Annotated in this window: 18 protein-coding genes and 1 pseudogene; 4 read left to right on the top strand and 15 right to left on the bottom strand. The window is 45.1% G+C overall.

Annotated features, from left to right (window positions below):
* Positions 1-12: 12 nt before the first annotated feature.
* Positions 13-2,991 carry a SusC/RagA family TonB-linked outer membrane protein gene (locus tag NQ544_RS00975; protein WP_006847815.1) on the bottom strand — a complete coding sequence of 993 codons (2,979 nt, stop codon included), beginning with the start codon at positions 2,989-2,991 and terminating at the stop codon, positions 13-15.
* Between the two features lie 379 nt (positions 2,992-3,370).
* Between NQ544_RS00975 and NQ544_RS00970 the strand changes: the two genes are divergently transcribed.
* Entirely contained in the window at positions 3,371-4,198 is an 828-nt protein-coding gene (locus NQ544_RS00970) for an alpha/beta hydrolase (RefSeq protein ID WP_006847816.1), read from the top strand.
* A 202-nt stretch (positions 4,199-4,400) separates the two neighbouring features.
* Here the strand turns inward: NQ544_RS00970 and NQ544_RS00965 are convergent, their stop codons facing one another.
* The 6 genes from NQ544_RS00965 to NQ544_RS00940 form a co-directional block, all read right to left on the bottom strand.
* Positions 4,401-4,652, bottom strand: a complete 252-nt coding sequence (locus NQ544_RS00965) for a hypothetical protein (protein WP_006847817.1) — start codon at positions 4,650-4,652, stop codon at positions 4,401-4,403.
* 33 nt (positions 4,653-4,685) lie between these two features.
* On the bottom strand, positions 4,686-5,030 hold the full coding sequence (locus NQ544_RS00960; protein ID WP_006847818.1) for a hypothetical protein: 345 nt from the start codon (positions 5,028-5,030) through the stop codon (positions 4,686-4,688).
* Positions 5,027-5,188, bottom strand: coding sequence for a hypothetical protein (locus NQ544_RS00955; protein WP_153112973.1), 162 nt, complete (start codon positions 5,186-5,188; stop codon positions 5,027-5,029). The genes NQ544_RS00960 and NQ544_RS00955 overlap by 4 nt, the downstream gene beginning before the upstream one ends.
* 249 nt (positions 5,189-5,437) lie before the next feature.
* Positions 5,438-5,566, bottom strand: a complete 129-nt coding sequence (locus NQ544_RS00950) for a hypothetical protein (RefSeq protein WP_006847820.1) — start codon at positions 5,564-5,566, stop codon at positions 5,438-5,440.
* Positions 5,567-5,630: 64 nt separating this feature from the next.
* Positions 5,631-5,891 carry a hypothetical protein gene (locus NQ544_RS00945; RefSeq protein WP_040553149.1) on the bottom strand — a complete coding sequence of 87 codons (261 nt, stop codon included), beginning with the start codon at positions 5,889-5,891 and terminating at the stop codon, positions 5,631-5,633.
* A gap of 117 nt (positions 5,892-6,008) precedes the next feature.
* Entirely contained in the window at positions 6,009-7,160 is a 1,152-nt protein-coding gene (locus NQ544_RS00940) for an AraC family transcriptional regulator (RefSeq protein ID WP_228023614.1), read from the bottom strand.
* Positions 7,161-8,154: 994 nt separating this feature from the next.
* Here NQ544_RS00940 and NQ544_RS00935 point away from each other — a divergent pair.
* Together NQ544_RS00935 and pnuC are read left to right on the top strand one after the other, a co-directional pair.
* Complete coding sequence (locus NQ544_RS00935) at positions 8,155-10,515, top strand: TonB-dependent receptor (RefSeq protein ID WP_006847824.1); 2,361 nt, start codon at positions 8,155-8,157, stop codon at positions 10,513-10,515.
* Positions 10,516-10,527: 12 nt separating this feature from the next.
* The gene (gene pnuC, locus NQ544_RS00930; RefSeq protein ID WP_006847825.1) at positions 10,528-11,118 is read left to right on the top strand and encodes a nicotinamide riboside transporter PnuC; all 591 of its coding nucleotides are present in this window, start codon (positions 10,528-10,530) and stop codon (positions 11,116-11,118) included.
* 148 nt (positions 11,119-11,266) lie between these two features.
* Here pnuC and dnaA read toward each other — a convergent pair whose 3' ends face one another.
* The 5 genes and pseudogenes from dnaA to NQ544_RS00905 all read right to left on the bottom strand — a co-directional run.
* On the bottom strand, positions 11,267-12,682 hold the full coding sequence (dnaA, locus tag NQ544_RS00925; protein ID WP_006847826.1) for a chromosomal replication initiator protein DnaA: 1,416 nt from the start codon (positions 12,680-12,682) through the stop codon (positions 11,267-11,269).
* Positions 12,683-12,992: 310 nt separating this feature from the next.
* Positions 12,993-13,892 carry an MlaD family protein gene (locus NQ544_RS00920; RefSeq protein ID WP_006847827.1) on the bottom strand — a complete coding sequence of 300 codons (900 nt, stop codon included), beginning with the start codon at positions 13,890-13,892 and terminating at the stop codon, positions 12,993-12,995.
* 50 nt (positions 13,893-13,942) lie between these two features.
* A complete protein-coding gene (locus tag NQ544_RS00915) occupies positions 13,943-15,283 on the bottom strand; it encodes an N-acetylmuramoyl-L-alanine amidase family protein (RefSeq protein WP_040553150.1) in 1,341 nt (446 codons plus the stop codon).
* Between the two features lie 55 nt (positions 15,284-15,338).
* Entirely contained in the window at positions 15,339-15,716 is a 378-nt protein-coding gene (gene folB, locus NQ544_RS00910; protein WP_006847829.1) for a dihydroneopterin aldolase, read from the bottom strand.
* A 66-nt stretch (positions 15,717-15,782) separates the two neighbouring features.
* Positions 15,783-16,241: pseudogene (locus NQ544_RS00905) on the bottom strand (adenosylcobalamin-dependent ribonucleoside-diphosphate reductase); the annotation flags it as partial.
* A 369-nt stretch (positions 16,242-16,610) separates the two neighbouring features.
* Here NQ544_RS00905 and NQ544_RS00900 point away from each other — a divergent pair.
* A complete protein-coding gene (locus NQ544_RS00900) occupies positions 16,611-17,348 on the top strand; it encodes a nitroreductase family protein (RefSeq protein WP_006847831.1) in 738 nt (245 codons plus the stop codon).
* Between the two features lie 179 nt (positions 17,349-17,527).
* Here the strand turns inward: NQ544_RS00900 and NQ544_RS00895 are convergent, their stop codons facing one another.
* The 3 genes from NQ544_RS00895 to NQ544_RS00885 all read right to left on the bottom strand — a co-directional run bounded on the left by NQ544_RS00895 (position 17,528) and on the right by NQ544_RS00885 (position 21,451).
* On the bottom strand, positions 17,528-18,991 hold the full coding sequence (locus NQ544_RS00895) for an MFS transporter (protein ID WP_006847832.1): 1,464 nt from the start codon (positions 18,989-18,991) through the stop codon (positions 17,528-17,530).
* 111 nt (positions 18,992-19,102) lie between these two features.
* On the bottom strand, positions 19,103-20,068 hold the full coding sequence (kduI, locus tag NQ544_RS00890) for a 5-dehydro-4-deoxy-D-glucuronate isomerase (RefSeq protein ID WP_006847833.1): 966 nt from the start codon (positions 20,066-20,068) through the stop codon (positions 19,103-19,105).
* A gap of 27 nt (positions 20,069-20,095) precedes the next feature.
* Positions 20,096-21,451, bottom strand: coding sequence for a PTS galactitol transporter subunit IIC (locus NQ544_RS00885; protein WP_006847834.1), 1,356 nt, complete (start codon positions 21,449-21,451; stop codon positions 20,096-20,098).
* Between the last annotated feature and the right edge of the window lie 66 nt (positions 21,452-21,517).

The following is a 21,517-nucleotide window of genomic DNA, read 5'->3' as shown; positions in this document are numbered from 1 at the left end:
TGTTGTCGATGTTTAGAATTCTACTTTTACACCTAATACTACACTCTTATTGAGTGGATATGTACCCCAGTCGATGCCCTGCACACTACCACTGTTGCCATACTGGTTAACCTCCGGATCCATACCTGAATAGTCGGTCAGGGTAAGCAGGTTGGTTGCTGATACGTATGGCTGCAGACGGGTCAGACCAAAGCGTGAAATCAGTTTGCGAGGCACATCGTAAGAGAGAGAAATATCCTTTACACGGAGATAACTGCCATCTTCTACGAAGTAGGTTGAGTTGCGGATATCCCACTTAGCCTTTGGCACATCGGTAATCTGACCAGGAACTCTCCAGCGAGCAAGCACCTTGGTGCTTTGGTTCTTACCATCATACATTCCTTCGGTTTCCATACGTGAAACGTTGTAGATATCGTTGCCATAGCTTCCCTGGATAAGAATACTGAGATTCAAGCCTTTATAAGAGAAGGTATTGGTCAAACCGAAGGTGAAGTCTGGGTTCGGATCACCGATATAAGTACGGTCACTGGCTGATACCAGACCATCACCGGTCACGTCCTTATACTTCATATCACCGGTCTCGGGATCCACACCTTCTGCTACATATCCCCAGAAACTGCCCAATGGCTTACCTGGCGTATTGCGAACCACCTGTTCGTTGACGAAATCGGTAGTCGTGGCTTCATAATATACCTGAGTCAGAGACAGGCTCTCCAACTTATTCTTGTTGAATGAGATGTTGAAATCTGTATTCCACTTCAAGGCGCCTGTCAGATTCTGTGAAGAGATGGCAAACTCCCAGCCTTTGTTGATCATCGAACCGCCATTATAGGTCAGGTTACTTGCAGCAGCACCACCTGTCGGCAAGGTGATGTTCATCAACATATCCTTGGTCTTCTTATAATAGTAATCAGCATAGAAGGTGAGGCGGTTGCCCAGTACGGTCAAGTCGAGACCGATGTTGGTCTGGGTTGTTGTTTCCCAAGTCAGTTCAGGATTGCTCAGGTTGCCCTGTGAGAAAGTAGGAGTAGAATTGGCATCATTTCCCTCGCCAAACCACTGCACACGATTGATATTGTATCTTGCCAGATAGCTGTAATCGCCCAATCCGCTCTGGTTACCGGTCTGTCCCCAGCCTCCACGAATCTTCAAGTCGTCAATCCACTTGATATTTTTCATGAATTTCTCATTGCTTACGCGCCAGGCACCAGAGAATGATGGGAAGTAGCCCCAACGGTGATGTGGTGCCAACTTGGAAGAACCATCGGCACGCATATTGGCGGTTACCATATAGGTATCATTCCAGTTGTACTGCAAACGGGCGAAAGTAGAGAGAATAGCCCAATCAGAAGCTGACGAACCGGTTCCTGTCCAGGAAATCTTGTTGGCTGCATTCAAGGTTGGGAACAGATCGTTGGCATAGTTGCTACCGTTGATATAGTTCTGGCTCCACTTGCTCTGTGTCCAGGAACTACCAGCCATCGCATCCAGACTGTGCTTTCCGAATGCCTTCTTATAGTTTAATACATTGTCCCATACGATAACGCTGCTGATGTTTCTACCATCATATCCTGTACCGAATTCCTGACGGCCGATAGTAGTAGATATCGGGTCAAGGAAGTTGGTGGTTGTTCCTTGTGTACGGTCGAACGAGAGAGATGTATTATAAGTCAGTTCAGGCATAAAGGTGACAGTAGCCTTTCCGGTTGCCAACAATCGGTTGTAGGCCGACTTATTATTCTGAGTACGGGCGATATTCTCTGCTGGCGAGGTAATGTTCACGCCATAGAAGTTGTTGTAGAACTGGCTAGGATTCTCCGGATTCCATACCGGTGCATAGGTTGGCGTATTGACAATAGCGGTTACTACGCCGCCTCGGTTAGAACCGGCACCCGAGATGATACCTGTACCCTTGTTGGTATAATCAGAATAAGTTACACTGGCATTGAGTCGCAACCACTTACGTATATCGTTCTCTACAGATGCTCGGAAGTTGTAACGCTGATAGCTTGACTTCTTGATAACACCATTTTCGCCTGTATAGCCACCCGAGATAAAGTATCTCAGTTTATCAGTACCATTGGTGATAGAGAGCTGGTAGTCCTGTACATTACCCGTACGGAACACCTCGTCTTTCCAGTCGGTCTGGTCTTTCAAGCCTTCAGGCAGTTTCACAAGACCGATTTCATCCATCAGCTCCTTATACTGAGCCGCATTGAGAGATTCCTGGTTGTCACGTACAGTATTAAATGCATAATGTGCATTCAGAGATACCTTGGCTACGCCAGCCTTACCCTGCTTTGTACCGATAATGATGACACCATTGGCTGCACGGGATCCATAGATTGCAGCAGAAGAGGCATCCTTCAACACCTGGATATTATCAATATCATCAGCTGCCAGAAAGTCGATATTGGTCATTGGCACACCATCTACTACATAGAGCGGATCATTACTACCATTTAAAGAGGTGGTACCACGCACACGTATGGTTGGTGAAGCACCTGGCTGACCGTTGGCTTGCGAAATCTGCAAACCGGCTGCCTTTCCCTGCATACCTGCTGCGGCAGATACGATAGGACGGGTATCAAGGTCTTTGGCTGACACACTGGATACGGCAGTAGTTACATCCTTACGCTTGACAGAGCCATAACCGATAGCCACCACTTCGTTGAGCATATTAGACTCCTCTTCGAGCATAATCTGTACGCCGTTAGAAGCTTTCACTTCCTTATTCTTATAACCTATATAAGAAATTTTGAGTCTGGCACCTGGCTGTACTTCAATGGTGAAGTGACCATCCAGGTCTGTAGCAACACCATTTTTGGTACCATTCTCCAGAACCGAAGCTCCGATAACGGGTTCATTGGTATTGTCGATTACAGTACCCGTAATCTTCACCTTCTGTCCCCAAGCTGTCGCCGAGACCATTAGGACGAGTGCTGAGGCTGCTAGTCCTCGCAACATCGCATTACTTTTTGATTTTCTCATAATTTAAACTTTAGTTATTCTCATTTATGTTTAAAATTGTTTTCTGATAGTCGGGAACCCATCCATGATTGGTTTCCAGTTGCAAAAGTATATAAAATGTCTGATATTTGTTGGTTGATTAAATAATTAAGTGGTGAAAATGACCACCTGTTTTTACAACTGCATTTGATTATCAGGACTTTACATTTTTCATAGTTCTAAAAATAAGTGGTAGATTTATAATGGTAAAAGATACAATTATTAAGGAGAATTCTAAACTACCTGTTTAATTTGTGTTAATATTATCACATTATTTCTTCAAAATTTGCTATTTACTTTATTTATGTATACATTTGCAAATATCTTTTTAAATACCAGATAATTTAAACAAAAGCAACTTATGAAAAAGGTTTTTTGGATGATATTCATGACTTTCATGGTCTTGAACGTGAATGCGCAGAAGTCCATTTCTTCTGACGAAGTGATAACAAGCAACATTCAATATAAGAATGGGAAAGATACTTATATCAAAGAACGTTGCAAACTCGACATCTGTTATGACAAGAGTAAAAAAAACTCACCTGTAGTAGTGTGGTATCACGGAGGCGGATTGACCAGTGGACAAAAAGAGATTCCCGAACTGCTGAAGAAACAAGGCTTTGTTGTAGTAAGTGTAAACTACCGTTTACTTCCCAAGGTAAAAATAGACGAATGCCTAGATGATTGTGCAGCTGCATTGGCATGGGTATTCCAAAATATCAGTCAATATGGTGGAGATGCAAAGAAAATATTTGTTTCGGGACATTCTGCCGGCGGCTATATTACAACCATGTTAGGATTAGATAAGACTTGGCTTTCACGTTATGGAGTTGATGCCAACAACATTGCCGGTCTGATTCCATTCAGCGGTCAGATGATTAGCCATTTTGCTTATCGCAAGATGAACGGCATCGATAATCTGCAACCAACTATCGACAAGTATGCCCCACTCTATCATGTTCGCAAGGATGCAGCTCCCTTGGTGTTGATAACAGGCGATCGCAACATAGAACTATTTGGCCGTTATGAAGAAAATGCATATATGTGGCGCATGATGAATCTGATAGGACGCCCAGACACCCAGCTTTACGAATTGGGCGGATGTGGTCATGGTGCCATGGCACAGCCAGCCTTCCACATTCTCATTCAGACTATCCATAAAATGCTAGGAGAAAAATACAATTTTTAATTCTCTGTCTATTTAAGCAATCCCGATTTATCTCTTCACTCTTCACCTTCTCGCCCGTAACCCCTCTGTTTATCGGGGTTTCGGGAGGTGAAGAGTTTTCTTTATCTATTCACCCACTCTTCACCCATATAGAAATACACTATACGCAATATGGGAAGAAAACAGGCGATTCGGCGAAATTTCCTATTGAAGTCTGAGAACTTTATGATATATAGACGGTATCATCAATGTCTTCCATACCTAGGAGATCGAAATACATAAGGCGTGTATTTAGTGGCAATCTGCCAACACCTATTTCCATGTATTTAGCTTCGAAACGTTCATCTTCAACAAGATATTTAAAACCGTTCTTTTGATAATAGTGAATGGTAGAATCACTATTATAGGCATCAACAATAATGAAACGGCATCCGGTTTTGTTATTATATCTGAACCAGTTTTTTATCAAGTCCATAACAGCAGTTCCGATTCCTTTGCCTGCAAACTTTTAGTTGGTAGCAAGTCTGCCTATCAGAACAGCTGGGAACCTACGAAGTCTTTTCCCTTGAAGATCTGTAAAGTCAAGAAATGATTTTTTTGATTCATCATTTAGTTTATTGGTGATCCTAATGCTATCATTGGATAGGGTAAATGCAGCCACAACAATATTAGGATTGTCACGAAGACACAATAAATATGTTTTTCCAAGTAAACGCTTGGAATAAATAACGGAATCATTGGCAAAGAATTCGTCTAAGTCTTGATTGTCACAACAAAAAGGCTCACATGAAGCAAGCTTTTGAGGTGTTACGACAGTAAGAACGCACATCTCTAATAATTCTTCATATGTCACAGCAAGTTCATTTCGCGCAAGAATTTTCTTGTGAGTTCAACTTTTTTCTTGTCAACTTTAATACTTCCAGGATGGGCTTCTGTCCATTCTGCATTTTCTAAAAATTTTTCAGCTTCTTCACCTTGAAGAGTTGGAATGATTCTTATTGCTGTTGCCATAACTTTTCTTTTTTTTGATATTTTTGCAAAGATAAGGTTTATATCTTTAACTTCCAAGTTTTTAGGCAACTTTTTTGTTTTTTTTCATTTTTAAATTGTTATAGTCATGCGTGATAAAGAATCGGTCACGCAGATTTTTATTCTATACGGTTATGAAAAAGCCCCCGATGCGTATAGCTCCGAGGGCTGTTTGTTTTGCCCCAGGCATCAGATGTGCTGCCTGTCGGGGGGTACGATAGAGAATCTGGGCTAGTCTGCCCAAATTCTCTTATCTGTTGGATTATCCCAGAAATCCTTCACATTTTCATCGCGGTAATCCGCTTCTCCCGCCTTCTGGATAACAGAGCCGGCGAGGATGGCAGTGGTTTCCATTTCCATGACGCTAACCACTGGCTTGATATAATTTCACACCATATTTTGTTATTATTTTTTTATCAAGAAATTACTGAATACTGATTGCCATCAGGCTGACTACCAGACACACGAACGTGATAAACACTACGCCGAGAATGAGGCAGATATAGAAACGCCCTCTCCTGATGAAATCATCCAAACTGAAATGATACATCGGGTGATCATCAAGATAGGTCCTGTATTCCCTCACCATGACATTAATCATGATGCCAACATAAATGAGGAGAAACAAAGCTACTATCAGGATAGCCTGTTCTTCTTTGGCTAATGATTCTATTATACTTTTCATGGTGCAAAGATAGTGTTTTTCTTTGAAACAAGGTGTCGCATTCCCCCACATTGGTGTCGCATTCCTACAAAAAAGGTGTCTCCTTCGTGGGGGAAGGAGACACCTAATACATACTTTTTAACAGTTTTTCTCCCTCCAAGCCGTAGGAGAGCAGCCTTCTTTCTCTTTGAACATACGGTAGAGATGGGTACGGGAAGAGAAGCCGCACTCGGCAGAAATGATGTCATTACCGAAGTCGGGGTTATCCAACATCATCTTCTTGGCAGCCTCAAAACGCACCTCGGCAAGCCAGAGGCGGAAGGTGGTATTGAGACAGGATGAGAGGTAGCGCGACAACTCGTATCTGTTGATATTCAACGAACGTGCCAGGGTAATCATATTCAGCGACGTATCCCTATAACCCTTGGTAGCACACCATTCATCCAACTTCTCACGGATGATCTTCTGCCGTCTTTCTGAATGCTGTGATTGTAAAGTTTCTTTCTTATTTTCAAGTTCTTCATCCTGCAGTTCTAAACAGGCATTGTCTTCCACACTTTCCATGGCAGCCTCCTCTTCTTCCTCCTTATCCAAGAGTTTTTCGGTAGGCACGTAATTATAGCCCAAAGCCATGAAACTGAGCGTGAAGAAAAAGACAGCAAGCAGTCCCAGAGGTCCGATTACATATAGAGATTTGGTGGAAAGGACTGCAAAAGGCAGGGCTACTGCAGGGAAAAAGACCATGAACACACTGGCTCGCGCATATCTCACATAAGGCAGGATATCATAACCAGCCATCACCTCCAGCATCCTTCTGCGCTTTCTGATTTCCACTATTATCATATAGATGCAATAGGCTACGCTGAAGGCGAACAGGACTATCATCACATAAATCCAGCTGCCGATATGGAAGTTTCCGCTCTGGATAAAGCCGATGCAAAAGGCAGCCAATATGGCGGCATAAATGCTGGCGCAAACGATGCTCATCTTCCGGCGGTTGGCATGCGTTGCCTCGATATTGTAAATGCCAATAGAGATGAGCGAAAAGCAAGGGGGATAGACCAGAATGTTGAAAACGGCTCCCACAGCAGCGTCTTGAGCCCGGAAGCCCAGAAGCATCTGCATGAGAAATTGTATGGCTAATCCTACCATGGCTCCGATAATCAGCCATCGTGACACTTCATATCGCCGGTTCATCCACTTCATGTGCAGACGGGTAATACCCAGGATGAGGATATTGACGAGCATAAATAGAAAACAGGCGAACTGCAATAAATATAATGTATCCATTTCGTTCTTATTTTTGTATTTGGCATCTGCCAAGATTACTGTTTTATCGTCTTAATATGCGTGCAAAAGTACAAATTTTATTTTGAAATGAGGGTAGAAAAAGGAAAAAAGTGATTTTTAAAAAGAAAAAAAATGGTTTTATTTATCGGGAACAGCTGACGAGTGAAACAAGAACAGCTGACGAGTGAAACTAGAACAGCAGACTAGCGATAGGAAGAACAGTGGGCTGTCTGGTCCAAACAGCGAATGAAAAGCGGTTTGCCAGGTTTTTAAATAACCGACAGAACTTTCGCAAGTTTTGCCCCACACGCCCTGAAAGGGCGTATTGGGTAATTTCAACCGTACAGGTCGAATTGATTTTACTCTTCACTCTTCACCCAATCGCTGGGAATGCCTTTATATAAAGGGGATTCGAGAGGTGAAGAGTGGGTGAAGAGAGGTGAAGAGTTAAGAAAAACTCTTCACCCTCCGCAACACCTTTATATAAAGGGGATTCGAGCTATCGGGTGAAGAGTGAAGAGTTTTTGGCTATCTGCCTACTCATATCCTTTATTCTGAACCAACTTGCCATTGAAGGCAAGACTTCGCTGAGGTATCGGTAAGCCGTACTGACTGTAAATCAATCATATCCAGCGACTTGTTGCACATACCGATAGCCCGATAAAGATATTGCCAGGAAGAATAAAGCTGCTCATCATCAGGAGAAAGAGAAAGCAGACTGTCAAGACTGCGAATAACAGTAATCCGACTGCAAATATAAGAAAAAAGAATGATAAAAGGACACAAATATAGTAAAAATCTACGTAAATTTTGCGGGATTAAAATTTATTTGTAACTTTGCACCCGGTTAGCAGAGAGCTAACTAAGGGGTGCTACCGCCGGAAAAGAGAAAAAAGCGGATGCTGAGAATATACCCATCGACCTGAACCAGGTAATGCTGGCGTAGGAAAATAAGGCACATTCCCCCCTTATATGATGTTTTTAATTTAAATAAATGAAAAGATTCAACGGGATCGCACTCAGTGTAGCGTTTTGCTCTTTGGCAAGCCAGGCTGCACTGGCACAGACAAAAATCGACACCTTGAAGGTGCAGAATTTGAATGAAGTGATTGTAAAAGGCGTACGTGCCGCAAAGGAAGCTCCATACGCCGTGGCTAACATCAGGAAATCAGAACTCAAACAATTCTCTTGCTCAGGTCAGGAATTGCCATTTCTCCTTTCTCGTACACCGGGCATTCTCGCCTGGAGTGAGAACGGTATCGGCACCGGTACTACCTATATGCGCATTCGTGGCGCTGCCGGAAGCCGCATCAATGTAACACTCGACGGAGTGGCTCTCAACTCACCGGAAGACCAGACCGTTTTCTGGGCTAACATGAACAGTTATTCTTCGCTCCTGGGCAGCATCCAGGTACAGCGCGGCGTAGGCTCTTCTACCAATGGCGACGGTGCCTTCGGTGGAAGCATCTCTATGGCTACAGCTGATCCTTCGCTCACCCCTACTGCAGAAGTTACCGGTTCTTTCGGTTCTTACAATACCTATCATACAGGCGCCAGCTTCTCTACAGGTCTGCTCGGCAAGCATCTGATTTTTGACGGTGCTTATCACGAGACAGCTACCGACGGTTATGTAGACGGCACAGCAGGCCGCTCAGGTTCTTACTATGGCGGACTGACCTGGCTGGGCGATAACTTCAAGGTAAGCTACAAGAACATCGGCAACTTCGAGAAGACCGGTCAGGCTTGGAACGGTGTGCTGGGCGGAGATTACAACTCTAACTTCACCCTCCTTGAGGATGGCATCCGCACTTATAAAGATATGTATAAGGCAGGTCTGGATAAGTTTAATGTGCTGACAGGTGATTTGGTTCGCAACGACAAGGGCGATTATACCATCACTCCTTATACCCTGCGCGACGGAAGCAAATGGGACAAGACAACTGATAACTTCTATCAGAACCACAACATCCTTTCGGCTACCTGGACACCAAGCAGCCACTGGAGCCACAGCCTCTCACTGCATTATACCTATGGCTACGGCTACTACAAGGAGTTCAAGAACAACGCCAAGTTTGCCAAGTTCGGACTCGTCTACAAGGATGCAGAAGGCAAGAAGGTTAAGAAGTCTGACTTCATCCGCAAGAAGGGACTCACCCAGCATACCTACGGCATGGTATACAATACCAACTACAAGGATGAGCACTGGGATGTTATCGGCGGATTGAACCTGCAGCAGTTCCGCGGCAACCACTGGGGATACCTTACTTATATCGCCAACCAGGATGCCGAGAAGAAGTTCTTCGGCAGCAACGGAAAGTATAAGTACTATGATTCTGATGCCCACAAGTATGACTACAGCGCTTTCGTCAAGGCAAGCTATCGCTTTGCAGACTACTGGAATGCCTTCGCTGACCTGCAGTATCGCCGTGTAGAATACAAGACCGACGGTATCAACGATAAATTTATCGCCCAGGCAGATGGCAGCTACAAGAACCAGGAGCTGAACATCAACGAGAAGTACAACTTCTTCAATCCTAAGGCAGGTATCAGCTTCAACAGGGATGGCCACAAGGCATACGCATCTGTAGCCTACGGCAACCGCGAGCCAGAGCGCAACAACTTTACCGACAACTTCAACTATCCATTCCCTAAAGAGGAGAAGCTGCTCGATGTTGAGTTCGGCTATCAGTATCAGAGCGACAACTGGCACGCAGGCGCCAACTTCTACTATATGGATTATGACAACCAGCTGGCTCAGACCGGACAGTTGAGTGACATCGGCGAGGCGCTGACCACCAACATCAAGGATTCTTACCGTATGGGCGTAGAGCTGACAGCCGGCTGGGCACCATTGTCATGGTTGTCTGTAGAAGGAAATGCCGCTTTGAGCAAGAACAAGATTAAGGACTTTGATGAGTATGTAAGCAACTGGGAAGATGATACGAAGCCAGGCGTAGTACATTACGACAACTCAACCCTCTCTTATTCTCCATCAGCCATCCTGAACGGATTTATCGACATCCACTATGCCGGTTTCTCTGCTACCTGGCACACCAACTTTGTAAGTCGCCAGTATATTACCAACACAGAAGACCGCGACTTCTCGCTGCCATGCTATTCACAGAGCGACCTGAGCCTGAACTACAGCGCTAAGGTAACCAAGGCACTCGGCATCAAGGAGGTAAGCTTCGGTGTGGACATCAACAATATCTTCAACCGCCACTATGCAGCCAGCGCATTCACCTGGGGCAATGCTATCGGTTACGGATATACATTGGACAAACGATTCAAGCAGATAGCCTACATCCCGATGGCAGATACCACCTGGATGACGCATCTTACATTGAAGTTCTAATCAGAAATCATCATGATGGATTATATTGCATCACATGGTTTAGACATCTTTACCACGGTACTCGGACTGGTTTATATCCTGTTGGAGTACCGTGCCAGTATCTGGCTCTGGCTGGTAGGCATCATCATGCCTGCCCTGGACGTATGGCTCTATTGGAGTCATGGTCTTTACGGCGATGCGGGTATGGCGGTCTACTATACGATAGCCGGTATATATGGTTATGCAGTATGGAAATATGGCAAGAAGCACAACCAGAAGGAGAAAGAAGAACTTCCGATTACCTATATGAAGAAGTCGCTCTATCTCCCTACTCTTCTGTTCTTCCTGGCAGCCTGGGGCATCACCTATTATATACTGATAACTTTCACCAACTCTACAGTTCCTCTGCAAGACAGTTTCACCAATGCCCTGAGCTTTGTGGGTCTCTGGGCGCTGGCACGCAAATATATCGAGCAGTGGTTCTTCTGGATTATCGTAGATGCCGTTTGCTTCTATCTCTATATCGTCAAAGGCATCCCATTCAAGGCAGGACTTTACGGTCTCTACGTCATCATCGCCGTAGCCGGATACTTTAAATGGAAGAAGATGATGAAAAAGAGTTGATAGTTTACAGTTAACAGTTTATAGACGGAAAAAGGAAGCCAAGGCAAAAACAAACTTGCCAGGCTTCCTTTATTTCATTTATATAAACAAGAACCACTATACCAAGGTTCCGCGCTTAAACTTATCCTATCAGCGAAAAGCACATCCTTTATGCCCTTTTCACCTTTAATCCGTTTTCGATACTAACCAGTTCATCGCTGAATCCAGCATCAATCTTCAGTCTTTCTTCCACTTTTGAACAACTGTGGATAACTGTGCTATGATCACGATTACCAACGAGTTTGCCGATTCTCGAAGCAGGCATTTTGGTATATTTCTGTGCCAGATACATCGTTACCTGTCTAGCCACGACATAATCACGCTTACGGCTCTTGCTGTTCACGGCAGTAACCGTTACATTATAATGATGGCAAACCGTTTCTACGATGTCATCGATGGTGAGCGGCTTATCATCCACCTTCACCGCACGCTTGATGACGCGCTCGGCAAGACGGATATCAATGCTGCTGTTATAAACGATGCTGTAAGCCAGAAGACCATTGACGGCTCCCTGCAAATCGCGCACACTTCCGTTACAGGTCTGGGCGATGAAAGAGATGACATCTGCCGGAATCTTCAAACCGTCACGACGGATCTTATTGCTCAGGATATCCACACACAACTGGATATTCGGCTTCTCCAACTCGCAGACCAGACCGCAAGAGAAACGGGTGAGCAGACGGTCTGGCATATCCTTCAACTCTACCGGAGGGCGGTCGCACGCCAGGATAATACGCTTTCCGTTGCGGAAAAGGTGGTTGAAGATATGGAAGAAGGTGTTCAGCGTCTTTGCCTTACCAGCCCACTCCTGGATATCATCCACAATCAGCATATCGATAGACTGATAGAAGTTGATGAAATCATTGCTCGCATTATGGAGCACGGCATCGGTATACTGGGTCTGGAAAAGACGGGCACTCACATAGAGCACACGCTTCTGAGGATACATCTGCTTCGCTTTCAGACCGATGGCATTCACCAGATGCGTCTTACCGCTACCCGAAGGTCCGTAAATGAACATTGGGTTAAACTGGGTGGTGTTGGGATGTTCGGCAATAGACAATCCTACGGAACGAGGCAGCTTATTGCTGTCACCCTCCATATAATTGTTGAAAGTAAGCTTCGGGTCTAACTGTGTATCAATGTCTTCCTGCTGCTGGGGAGCGGCAGGCTGGGCAGCCGTCTGCTGGGCACGCTCACGAGTTTGCTTTGCCATATCAGCATCGTCTGGATCTGCCTCTATATCTTGAGAAAGCTTATGCTCCTTATCGGTTACAACACGATAAGTGAGACGGATTCCTTCACCAAAATTACGATGCAGCACCTTACTTAACAAGTCAACAAAGTTCTGTTCCAAGTACTCGTATACGAACGGACTCGGAACCTGCACCAACAAAGTCTTTGTCGACGGCTTGTACGATTCAAAGACGATTGGCTTGAACCATGTGTTATATTGCTGCTCTGTTACACTGTCCTTTATGAGCAAAAGACTGTTGTCCCAGAGGGCTTTTGGACTTGCTAACATTGATTACTTATATTATTAATATTTTAATTCACAAATGACGGGACGCACCAAAAGATGCGAAATCACGTGCAAAGTTACAAAAAAAATAGGAGAAATGCAAATCCCCTTATTTAAAACATTTTAATAGATAATCTTTAAATTACTGAATACCAAACACTTGCCTAAAATACAAATATAGCAGACTGAAATTCAGTGAAACAATAATGTAACGTCCCCGAAACGGCTAACAAACAAACAGTTTGCGAGTCATTTCGGGGCGTGAAACATACCGAATCTTATTTAGACTAAATTTATTTAGCTCGGACTCTTTTTACTTGTCTTTTCTGCCGAAAACAGAGAAATGAACATAGCGTTTCGGATGGGCCTTCAAGTCGATAACCAAGGAGTCGGCATGACCCATGGTTGACGTCAGATTGTCGTACAGTTTGGTATCGTTCATCAGCAATCCGAGGCTTCCCTGGTTGCTGTTCAGCTTCTCAGTAAACTGATGAGCACTCTCCAAAGTCTGGTTCACCTTGTTCAAAGTGCCCTGCACATCAAGACTGGCCAGATTAGCTGTGAGGCGGTTGGTATTATCCAGCACGCCATTTGCCTTTCCTATCATACCCGGAACCTGCTTGTTGAGTCCTGCCATCAGGGTATTCAGTTCACGTGTAGAAACGGTGAGGTTGCTTGTGATGGTTTCCACATTATGCAGCGAAGCAGCCAGAGCCGGGTCAGCCAGCAGCGCATTCACGCTGGTAAGGATAGAATCCAACTTAGGCAACATCTTTTCCACTACCGGAACCAGGTTGGCAGCCTTATCCATCATGCCTCCGTTTACAGCACCCGGAATGATACCACCCGGTTCTACTCTTTCGCGCGGATTGTTTGCCAGAAGCAGATTCACCTGCAGGTTACCCATCAAGTCTTTTACTATTTCGGCTTTACTGCCCTGCGGGATTCTCAAATCCTTGATAATATCCACCTTTACTTTGATAGGACCATTCTCCTTGTAATCATATTCCAAACCATCCACGGTACCTACCTTATAACCATCCGCATAAATAGGCGTAGAGGCACCCAGTCCCTGGATGTCATCAAACGTTATAAAATAGGTATTGTTGGTAGAGAACAGATTCATGCCTTTCAGAAAATTGATTCCGAAATACATAACCAAAATACCGACAATAGCTACAAGAGCTATCTTGATTTCTTTTGTTAGCTTCATATTTATCTCTTTATATATTCGTGCTTATATCTTATCCTTATTCAGGTCAATCAGCGGTTTCTGTTCTGTTTGAACTCACGTATAGCCTGATTCACATCATATTTCTTTCCATTCTTGAAAGCTATGATAAAAGCTTCCGGGAACTTCTCGGCAAGCGTCTTGCGCAAGCGGAAAATCTCATTGTAGTTGGTAGAGGCTCCCATCGTATATTTCACCATATTACCTTCCGGATAACTGTCATAACCGGTTTCGCCCTTAAAATGGGCATCGCCCTTGCGGAGCATGCGGTTGCTGACAAATATCTGAAGCTTGAAGACAGGCGCATCGGCTACATTGGCTTTCTGCTGTGCCGGCTTGTTCTGAGCTACAGTTCTGTTCTGCTGCGTCTGTCTGTTCTGCTGCGTCTGTCTGCTATGCTGAGCCGGCTTATCCTGCTGGTTCTGTCTTCTGTTCTGCTGAACCGTTTTAGCCTTTGTTGCTCTGGTTTCCACCTGCTTCACCGTTCTTCTCGGCGCAGTATCCGCCTCCTCAGCACGGCGCTCGTCCTTCTCCTGCTTCGTATCAGAAACTATCTTGGCAACCGGCACCGATTCTGTATCCGCAGCCCGATAAGGAACCGAGATGGATTTATCGTATTTATTGCGATATTGCGCAAAACCTTCGTAGATGCCTCGGGCGATATCATCCACCCTGCTGGCATCGTTGAGCAGTCTTTCTTCATCGGCAGTAGTGATGAAACCGAGCTCTATCAGACAGCTAGGCATCGAGGTTTCTCTGAGAACCAGGAATCCTGCCTGATGCACACCCTTATCCGGACGGTTGGCACCGGAACATACCTTTCGCTGGATATTGCGCGCCAGTTCTACGCTTCTCTCCATATTTTTACCCTGTATAAACTCGAAGATGATGTAACTCTCAGAAGATCGCGGGTCGAAACCCTGATAGGTCTGCTGATAGCCCTTCTCCATCGAGATAACGGAGTTCTCTCGCATAGCCACATCGAGATTATCCTTGGCACGGTGCATACCGAGCGTATAGGTTTCAAAACCGCGGGCTATCTTACCGGCTGGCAGCGCATTGGTATGTACCGAGATAAACAGGTCGGCATTGGCGCGGTTAGCAATGTTGGCACGCTCTTTCAGAGGAATAAAGACATCCGTCTTGCGGGTATAGATAACTCTCACATCCGGCATATTGCGCTCAACATATTTGCCAAACTGCAATGCCACAGAGAGATTGATATTCTTTTCTTTGGCAATAGCACCAAGTGCACCCGCATCATGACCGCCATGACCTGGGTCGATAACGAGCGTGAAACGGCGGTTGGCGCCTGTCGCTGTCAGCACCAACATACACAATAGGGTCAATATGAGTGTTATTTTCTTCAACATATCTTTCTGATGATTTTGCAAAATTACTACTTTTGTATCAGAAAACCTAAATCTACTATAAAGTTTTATCATTTGTTAATACAACTTCTACCCCTGCGCCGTCACAATCTGCTCCAAAAGGAGGATTAACTTTGGTAATGGCGAGTTGTATTTTCTGAATAGTCGGATATTCTGCAAAGAGTCGCTTTCCTATCCTTCCGGCTACATGTTCCAGCAGTTTGCTAGGTATCTCCATCTCCTGTTTCACGAGTTCATAGAGTTCTGCATAGTTGAGGGTTCCAGCCAGTTCATCGGTTTCCATGGCTTTGGAAAAATCATAGCTCACATCCAGATTCACCACATAATCGTTGCCCACCTGGGTTTCCTGTGGCAGAACGCCGTGATATGCATGGAAACGGACATTCTTCAAGTATATCTTACTACGGAAAAGCATAGTTTATATCAGTTTCTATCTTGGGGATTAGGATTCGGAATCGCTATCATCGTAAAGTTTCATCAAGCTACCATCCTTCAGATATCTCTTCAGGGCTGTCACAACACCTTTCTTCCAGGTATTGATGTTATCTGAAGTAAGCTGGAGCTGATAAACGAGTTTGATGACATGTTCGATAGGCATACGGTAGCGCAGCACACCGGAAATCAGCTTGGCATAGTTCCAGTATTCAGGATTAAACTTCTCGCTCAATCCCTCAACCGTAATCTTATAGCCTCGCTTGTTCACAAACTGGAAGTCGTATCGCTTCAATCCTCCATCCAGAATGGTCTTCACAATCTTGCCTTTGCTTACAGATTTAGGCAGCATGATACCCTCGTCCTCATCCTGCAAACCCGTGAAGATTTCGTATGGATGACCATCGAGCAGTCCTACCAGAGCCACCCATTTCTCCTTATTATTCTGGAATCGCACCACATCGCATTCCAGTTCACGAGGTCGCACCTCCATCACTTCAGGAGAGAAAACAGGAAGATGAGTTTCCTCTGAAACAACATTGGCTATCTGATCATAGAGTTTATTCCAATCAGACTGTTCTACATGATAATTCTGATGAAGTGTAGCCAGATTAGCATTCAATTCATCTATAAGAGCCTTGGAAGCCTCTTCAAAAGTCATATTTTCAGTATATTTCATATCAAACGTTTCATATTTAGGTGCAAAATTAAACTTTTATTTCTAAAATCTGAAACGTTTTGCCATATATTTCACTAAAAAAGCGAAAGAAAGACAACTTTTTGGGAAACTTTCACTAACTTTGCAGCAAAATAGGGTTCTGAAATGGAACAGAACTCCTATATATATAATAAGGTATAATGATAAAATAAAAAAGATATGGAATCGATTAAGAACAGAACAAGCATCAGAAAATATGCAGAGAAGGAAGTATCTGAAGAACTCCTGAACCGCCTTTTAGAAGAGGCAGAGCGCACCCCGACAATGGGAAACCTGCAGCTTTACAGCGTTGTGGTAACAAGAAGTGAAGAAGGAAAGAAGGCGCTGGCGCCAGCCCACTTCAACCAGCCGATGGTAACAGAAGCCCCGGTCGTCCTCACCATCTGTGCTGATTATCGCCGCACAACCATCTGGGCAGAGAACCGCAAGGGAACCCCGGGCTATGACAACATTCTCTCTTTTATGAATGCAGCTACCGATGCCCTTCTTTTCACCCAGACCTTTACGAACCTGGCAGAAGAAGCCGGTTTAGGCACCTGTTTCCTGGGAACTACGGTTTATATGCCAAAGATGATCATCGACACCCTGAAGCTCCCTAAGCTCGTAATGCCAGTAGCCACATTGACCATCGGCTGGCCGGCAGAACATCCAGCCCTGAGCGACCGTCTCCCTCTGCGCAGCATCATCCACCACGAGCATTTCGAGGATTATACCCCAGAAAAGATAGATGACTTCTATGCAGAGAAGGAAGCTCTTGAAGAAAACAAGGAGTTCGTTCGCATCAACAACGTAGAGACCCTAGCCCAGGTTTTCACCGACATCCGATACACAAAGAAGGATTGCGAGGCGATGAGCGTTGGGGTTATCGAAGCCCTCAAGCAGCAAGGATTTATTTAAAAGTAAAAAGGTAAAAAGCCCCCTCTCCTTCTTTGCCCCCCGTTCCCTGCGATTCCATCGCAGGTCCCCCGTAATATTAAAAGCCCCTGATGTAATAACACACCAGGGGCTATATAAATTTTCGAGGGAATGGGGTTATAAAGGGTTAAGGCTTTTTTACCTTTAAAAGTGCCTTTTCATTATTCTACAACGATTGGCTTGTACTTAGGAACCAATGCCTTCATGATGCACCAGCCTACGAGGTAAGCAACACTACAGATGCAGAATACAATCATGTAGGCACCTGGCTTGCCATCGAAGCCCATGAAGCTGAAGTCTGAACCCAGACCATCTGCATAGGTGAAGAGCATACCGGAACCCTTGTTGATTAGGAAGGAACCGATACCACCTGCCATCGCACCAATACCGGTGATAGTAGCTACAGTTGACTTAGGGAACATATCACCGATGGTAGAATAGAGGTTAGCTGACCATGCCTGATGACCTGCACCGAGCAAACCGATGATGATAGCTGGCCACCATGCACTGTACTCACCCATAGGCTGGGCTATCAAACCGAGCAATGGGAAGCAAGCGAAAATCAACATCGCACGCATTCTACCGATATATGGATTCATACCCTTCTTGTCAACAAAGTAAGTTGGCAAGTAACCACCACCAATACTCAATACGGTTACAATAGCATAGAGTGTGAAGATGAGGGCAATACCCATACCTGAATCAGAAGAATAACCATACTGGTCAGAGAAGTAAGCAGGTGCCCAGAAGAGGAAGAACCACCAAACACCATCAGTCATTAACTTACCTACGATAAATGACCAGGTCTGACGGTAGCTGAAGCACTTCAGGAAGCCGATAGTTTTCTCCTCAGCGACAGTTTCTGTCTCTTTCTCAGCCTCAACCTTTTCAAGGTCTTCATCCTGCTCAATGTAAGTAAGTTCAGCCTTGTTTACATGCTTGCTCTTAGATGGTTTGTCATAGAGCCATACCCAGAGGCCCATCCATACATAACCGAGCACACCGATGATGATGAAAGCCCACTCCCAGCCCATGCTGCGAGCCAACAATGGAATGGTAGCTGGAGCTGCCAAAGCGCCTACAGAAGCACCACTGTTGAAGATAGCGGTAGAGAAAGCACGGTCTTTCTTAGGGAAATACTCTGCTGTTACCTTGATGGCTGCAGGGAAGTTACCTGCCTCACCCACAGCAAGAATCAAGCGGCAAGAGAGGAACAGCCATACACTGATTGTAGCAATCGCTACTGCTGCATCACTACCAGCCTGTACCATGCGGAGCGCCTCGATAGAATCATATCCTTCCATCTGCATAGCTACCCAACCGCAACCGGCGTGCATCACAGCACCTGTTGACCATACGAAGATGGCGATGAGATAACCTTTCTTGGTGCCCATCCAGTCAACGAACTTACCTGCGAAGAGGTTGGCGATGGCATAGAAGATTGAGAAAAGACCAGTGATGGTACCATAGTGATCATCTGTCCAGTGGAATTCTGGAGCAATAAAGTCTTTCCATGTTAAAGAGAGAACCTGACGGTCCATGTAATTGACTGTAGTTGCGATGAAGAGCAGCGCACAGATTACCCAACGGAAGTTGGACATTTTACTTGTTGTAATAGGGCTCATTTTATAAAAAAGTTTTTAAGCGTTATACTTATTTTTATTTTAGATTACTATTTAGACGGCAAAGCCTGGCTCATATTAATCATAAACCAGGTTGCCATATCATGTATCTTATTATTCCAATGTAGGAATCTTCACTACCTGCATATCGTTGTAGATCAGATTCTCACCTGCCATACCCCAGATAAAGGTATAGTTGCTGGTACCTGCTGCACAGTGGATAGACCACTCTGGAGAAATCACAGCCTGCTCGTTGTTCAACCAGATAGGACGTGTCTCCTGTGGTTCACCCATTACGTGGAGAATCTTCTGACCCTCTGGTACATTATAATAGAGGTAAGTCTCCATACGGCGGAGGTGAGTATGAGCTGGCATGGTGTTCCATACAGAACCCTCCTTCAACTCAGTAACACCCATCTGCAACTGGCAGGTACGAACACCGGCTACACCGTCGATAATCAACTGGTGGATTACACGGTCGTTGCTCTCCTTCAGGCTACCAGCCTTGATGTTGTTGGCATCCTTCAGGGTAACCTTCTTGGTAGGATATGTCTGATGAGCACAAGCGCTGTTCATATAGAACTTAGCTGGCTTAGCTGCATCCTTGCTGCTTACCTCGATGTTCTTGGCACCACGACCTACATAGAGAGCCTCCTGGAAACCGAGCGTATACTTCTTGCCGTCAACGGTAACAGTACCCTCGCCACCGATGTTGATGATACCCAACTCGCGGTTGTCGAGCAGATTCTTCTCATCGTTTGGCTTGTCTGTATAGAGAGGAGCGATAGAAGTCAGCTTCAGAGGAGCGGTTGTTGGCTCAGCACCACCAATGAGGAAGCGGTCGAACATGGTGTATGTCCAGTTTACCTCGCCTGGAGCAAACACCTTCTCGATAGCGAATTCACTGCGAAGGCGGTCTGTTGTATAGTGCTTTGCATCCATCGGATTGCTTGCATAACGAACGTTGTAGTTAGTGTAGGCATTTTCTGCCTTCACTTCATAACCACATTTTCCACACTGACCAAAAGCCTGACTTGCTGTTAATACCATTGCTGCTAATATTAATGTTAATTTCTTCATAATTATCTTGTTTTATTTTTTACCTTTTTACTTTTTTTCTTCCTTCACGATGCGCTGACGGTTGATAACCATCATGACTACCGTGATGACTGCGAGAACACCCATACCTACGTATGAAAGCTTCACACCGCGATAGATAACCCATCCGAAGAGAGAGGATGCGAAATCGAGTGCACCGCCTGAGAATCCGTCAGGGATATGAGCGGCATTATCGCCTGTTGCTGCATAAACCTGGTTGGCTGCCAGCGTAAAGTCTGGTGCCATATCGGTAACAAAATAGAGACCGATGACGAGGGTTACCAGGCCGATGATAAGCGTCTTCACCACATTACCTCTTGTAAACGGCAGAATCATTGGGAAGAGGTAGAACATACCTGCCAACGAAGCTAAAGGCAAGAATTGGTTGCCTGGCAGGAAGACTGCGATAGCCAGGATAACCGGAATCAGAATCACAGATGCTACCAGAGTAGTAGGATGGCCGATTACCAGGGCAGGACTCATACCGATATGAACCTTCTTGCCGTTAAACTTGGTCTTCACCAACTCCTGTGTCTTCTCTGAGATAGGCTTCAAACCGTCGATAAACAGGGCTGTAATACGAGGAATCAGCTCCATCACGGCTCCCATCGTTACACCCAGGAAGAGAATCTTCTTGATATCGAGCTGGGCTGCCCAACCTATCAGGGCTCCTACGATAACACCGAGTACCAGTGGCTCGCCGAGCACACCAAACTTCTTCTTCAGTCCCTCTGCATCGATATCGAGCTTAGAGAAGCCCGGAATCATATCGAAGAGTTTATTGAAAACGATTGCGAATGGCATGAAACTCTGGCAGAATGGCTGCGGAATAGAGATACCATCCAAATCGTAATATTTCTGGAATCTGTCGGCTGTCAGGTCTGCACAGACCAAGGTATTGATGTAGCAGACGATGGCTGCGAAATAGCCCCAGAGCAAACTCTGACCCATCACGAAGTAAGCCACTGCACCGATAAAGGCGAAGTGCCAGTAGTTCCAGAGGTCGATATTCACTGTACGTGTTGTCTTGGTAATCAACATCAGGAAGTTGACACCCAGACAGATTGGAATAATCAATGCGCCCACTGCTGTATTGTAAGCTACAGCTGCAGCTGCTGGCCATCCCATGTCAAAAACGTTTAACTGTAAGTGGTAGATGTCTGAAATAGCCTTCAATGGGTCGTTGAAGTTGGTAGTAAGCAATGCTGTTACCACGCCCAAGCCTACGAAACCCACGCCTACGAAGAGTCCCGACTTCAAAGCCTTTCCTAATTTCATGCCAATACACAGACCGATGACCGTGAAGATGATAGGCATCATCACGCTCGCACCGAGACTGATAATATAGCTAAATACTTGTTCCATTTTAATTTGTAGTATTGTTTAATTGTTAGAAAATACACGACAAAGAGCACCCTCTTTTGTCTTTTT

It is taken from the genome of Segatella copri DSM 18205, assembly GCF_025151535.1.
GTDB classification, from domain to species: domain Bacteria; phylum Bacteroidota; class Bacteroidia; order Bacteroidales; family Bacteroidaceae; genus Prevotella; species Prevotella copri.
The sequence above is the reverse complement of the archived record's forward strand: the minus strand, read 5'-3'. Positions and strand labels throughout refer to the sequence as shown.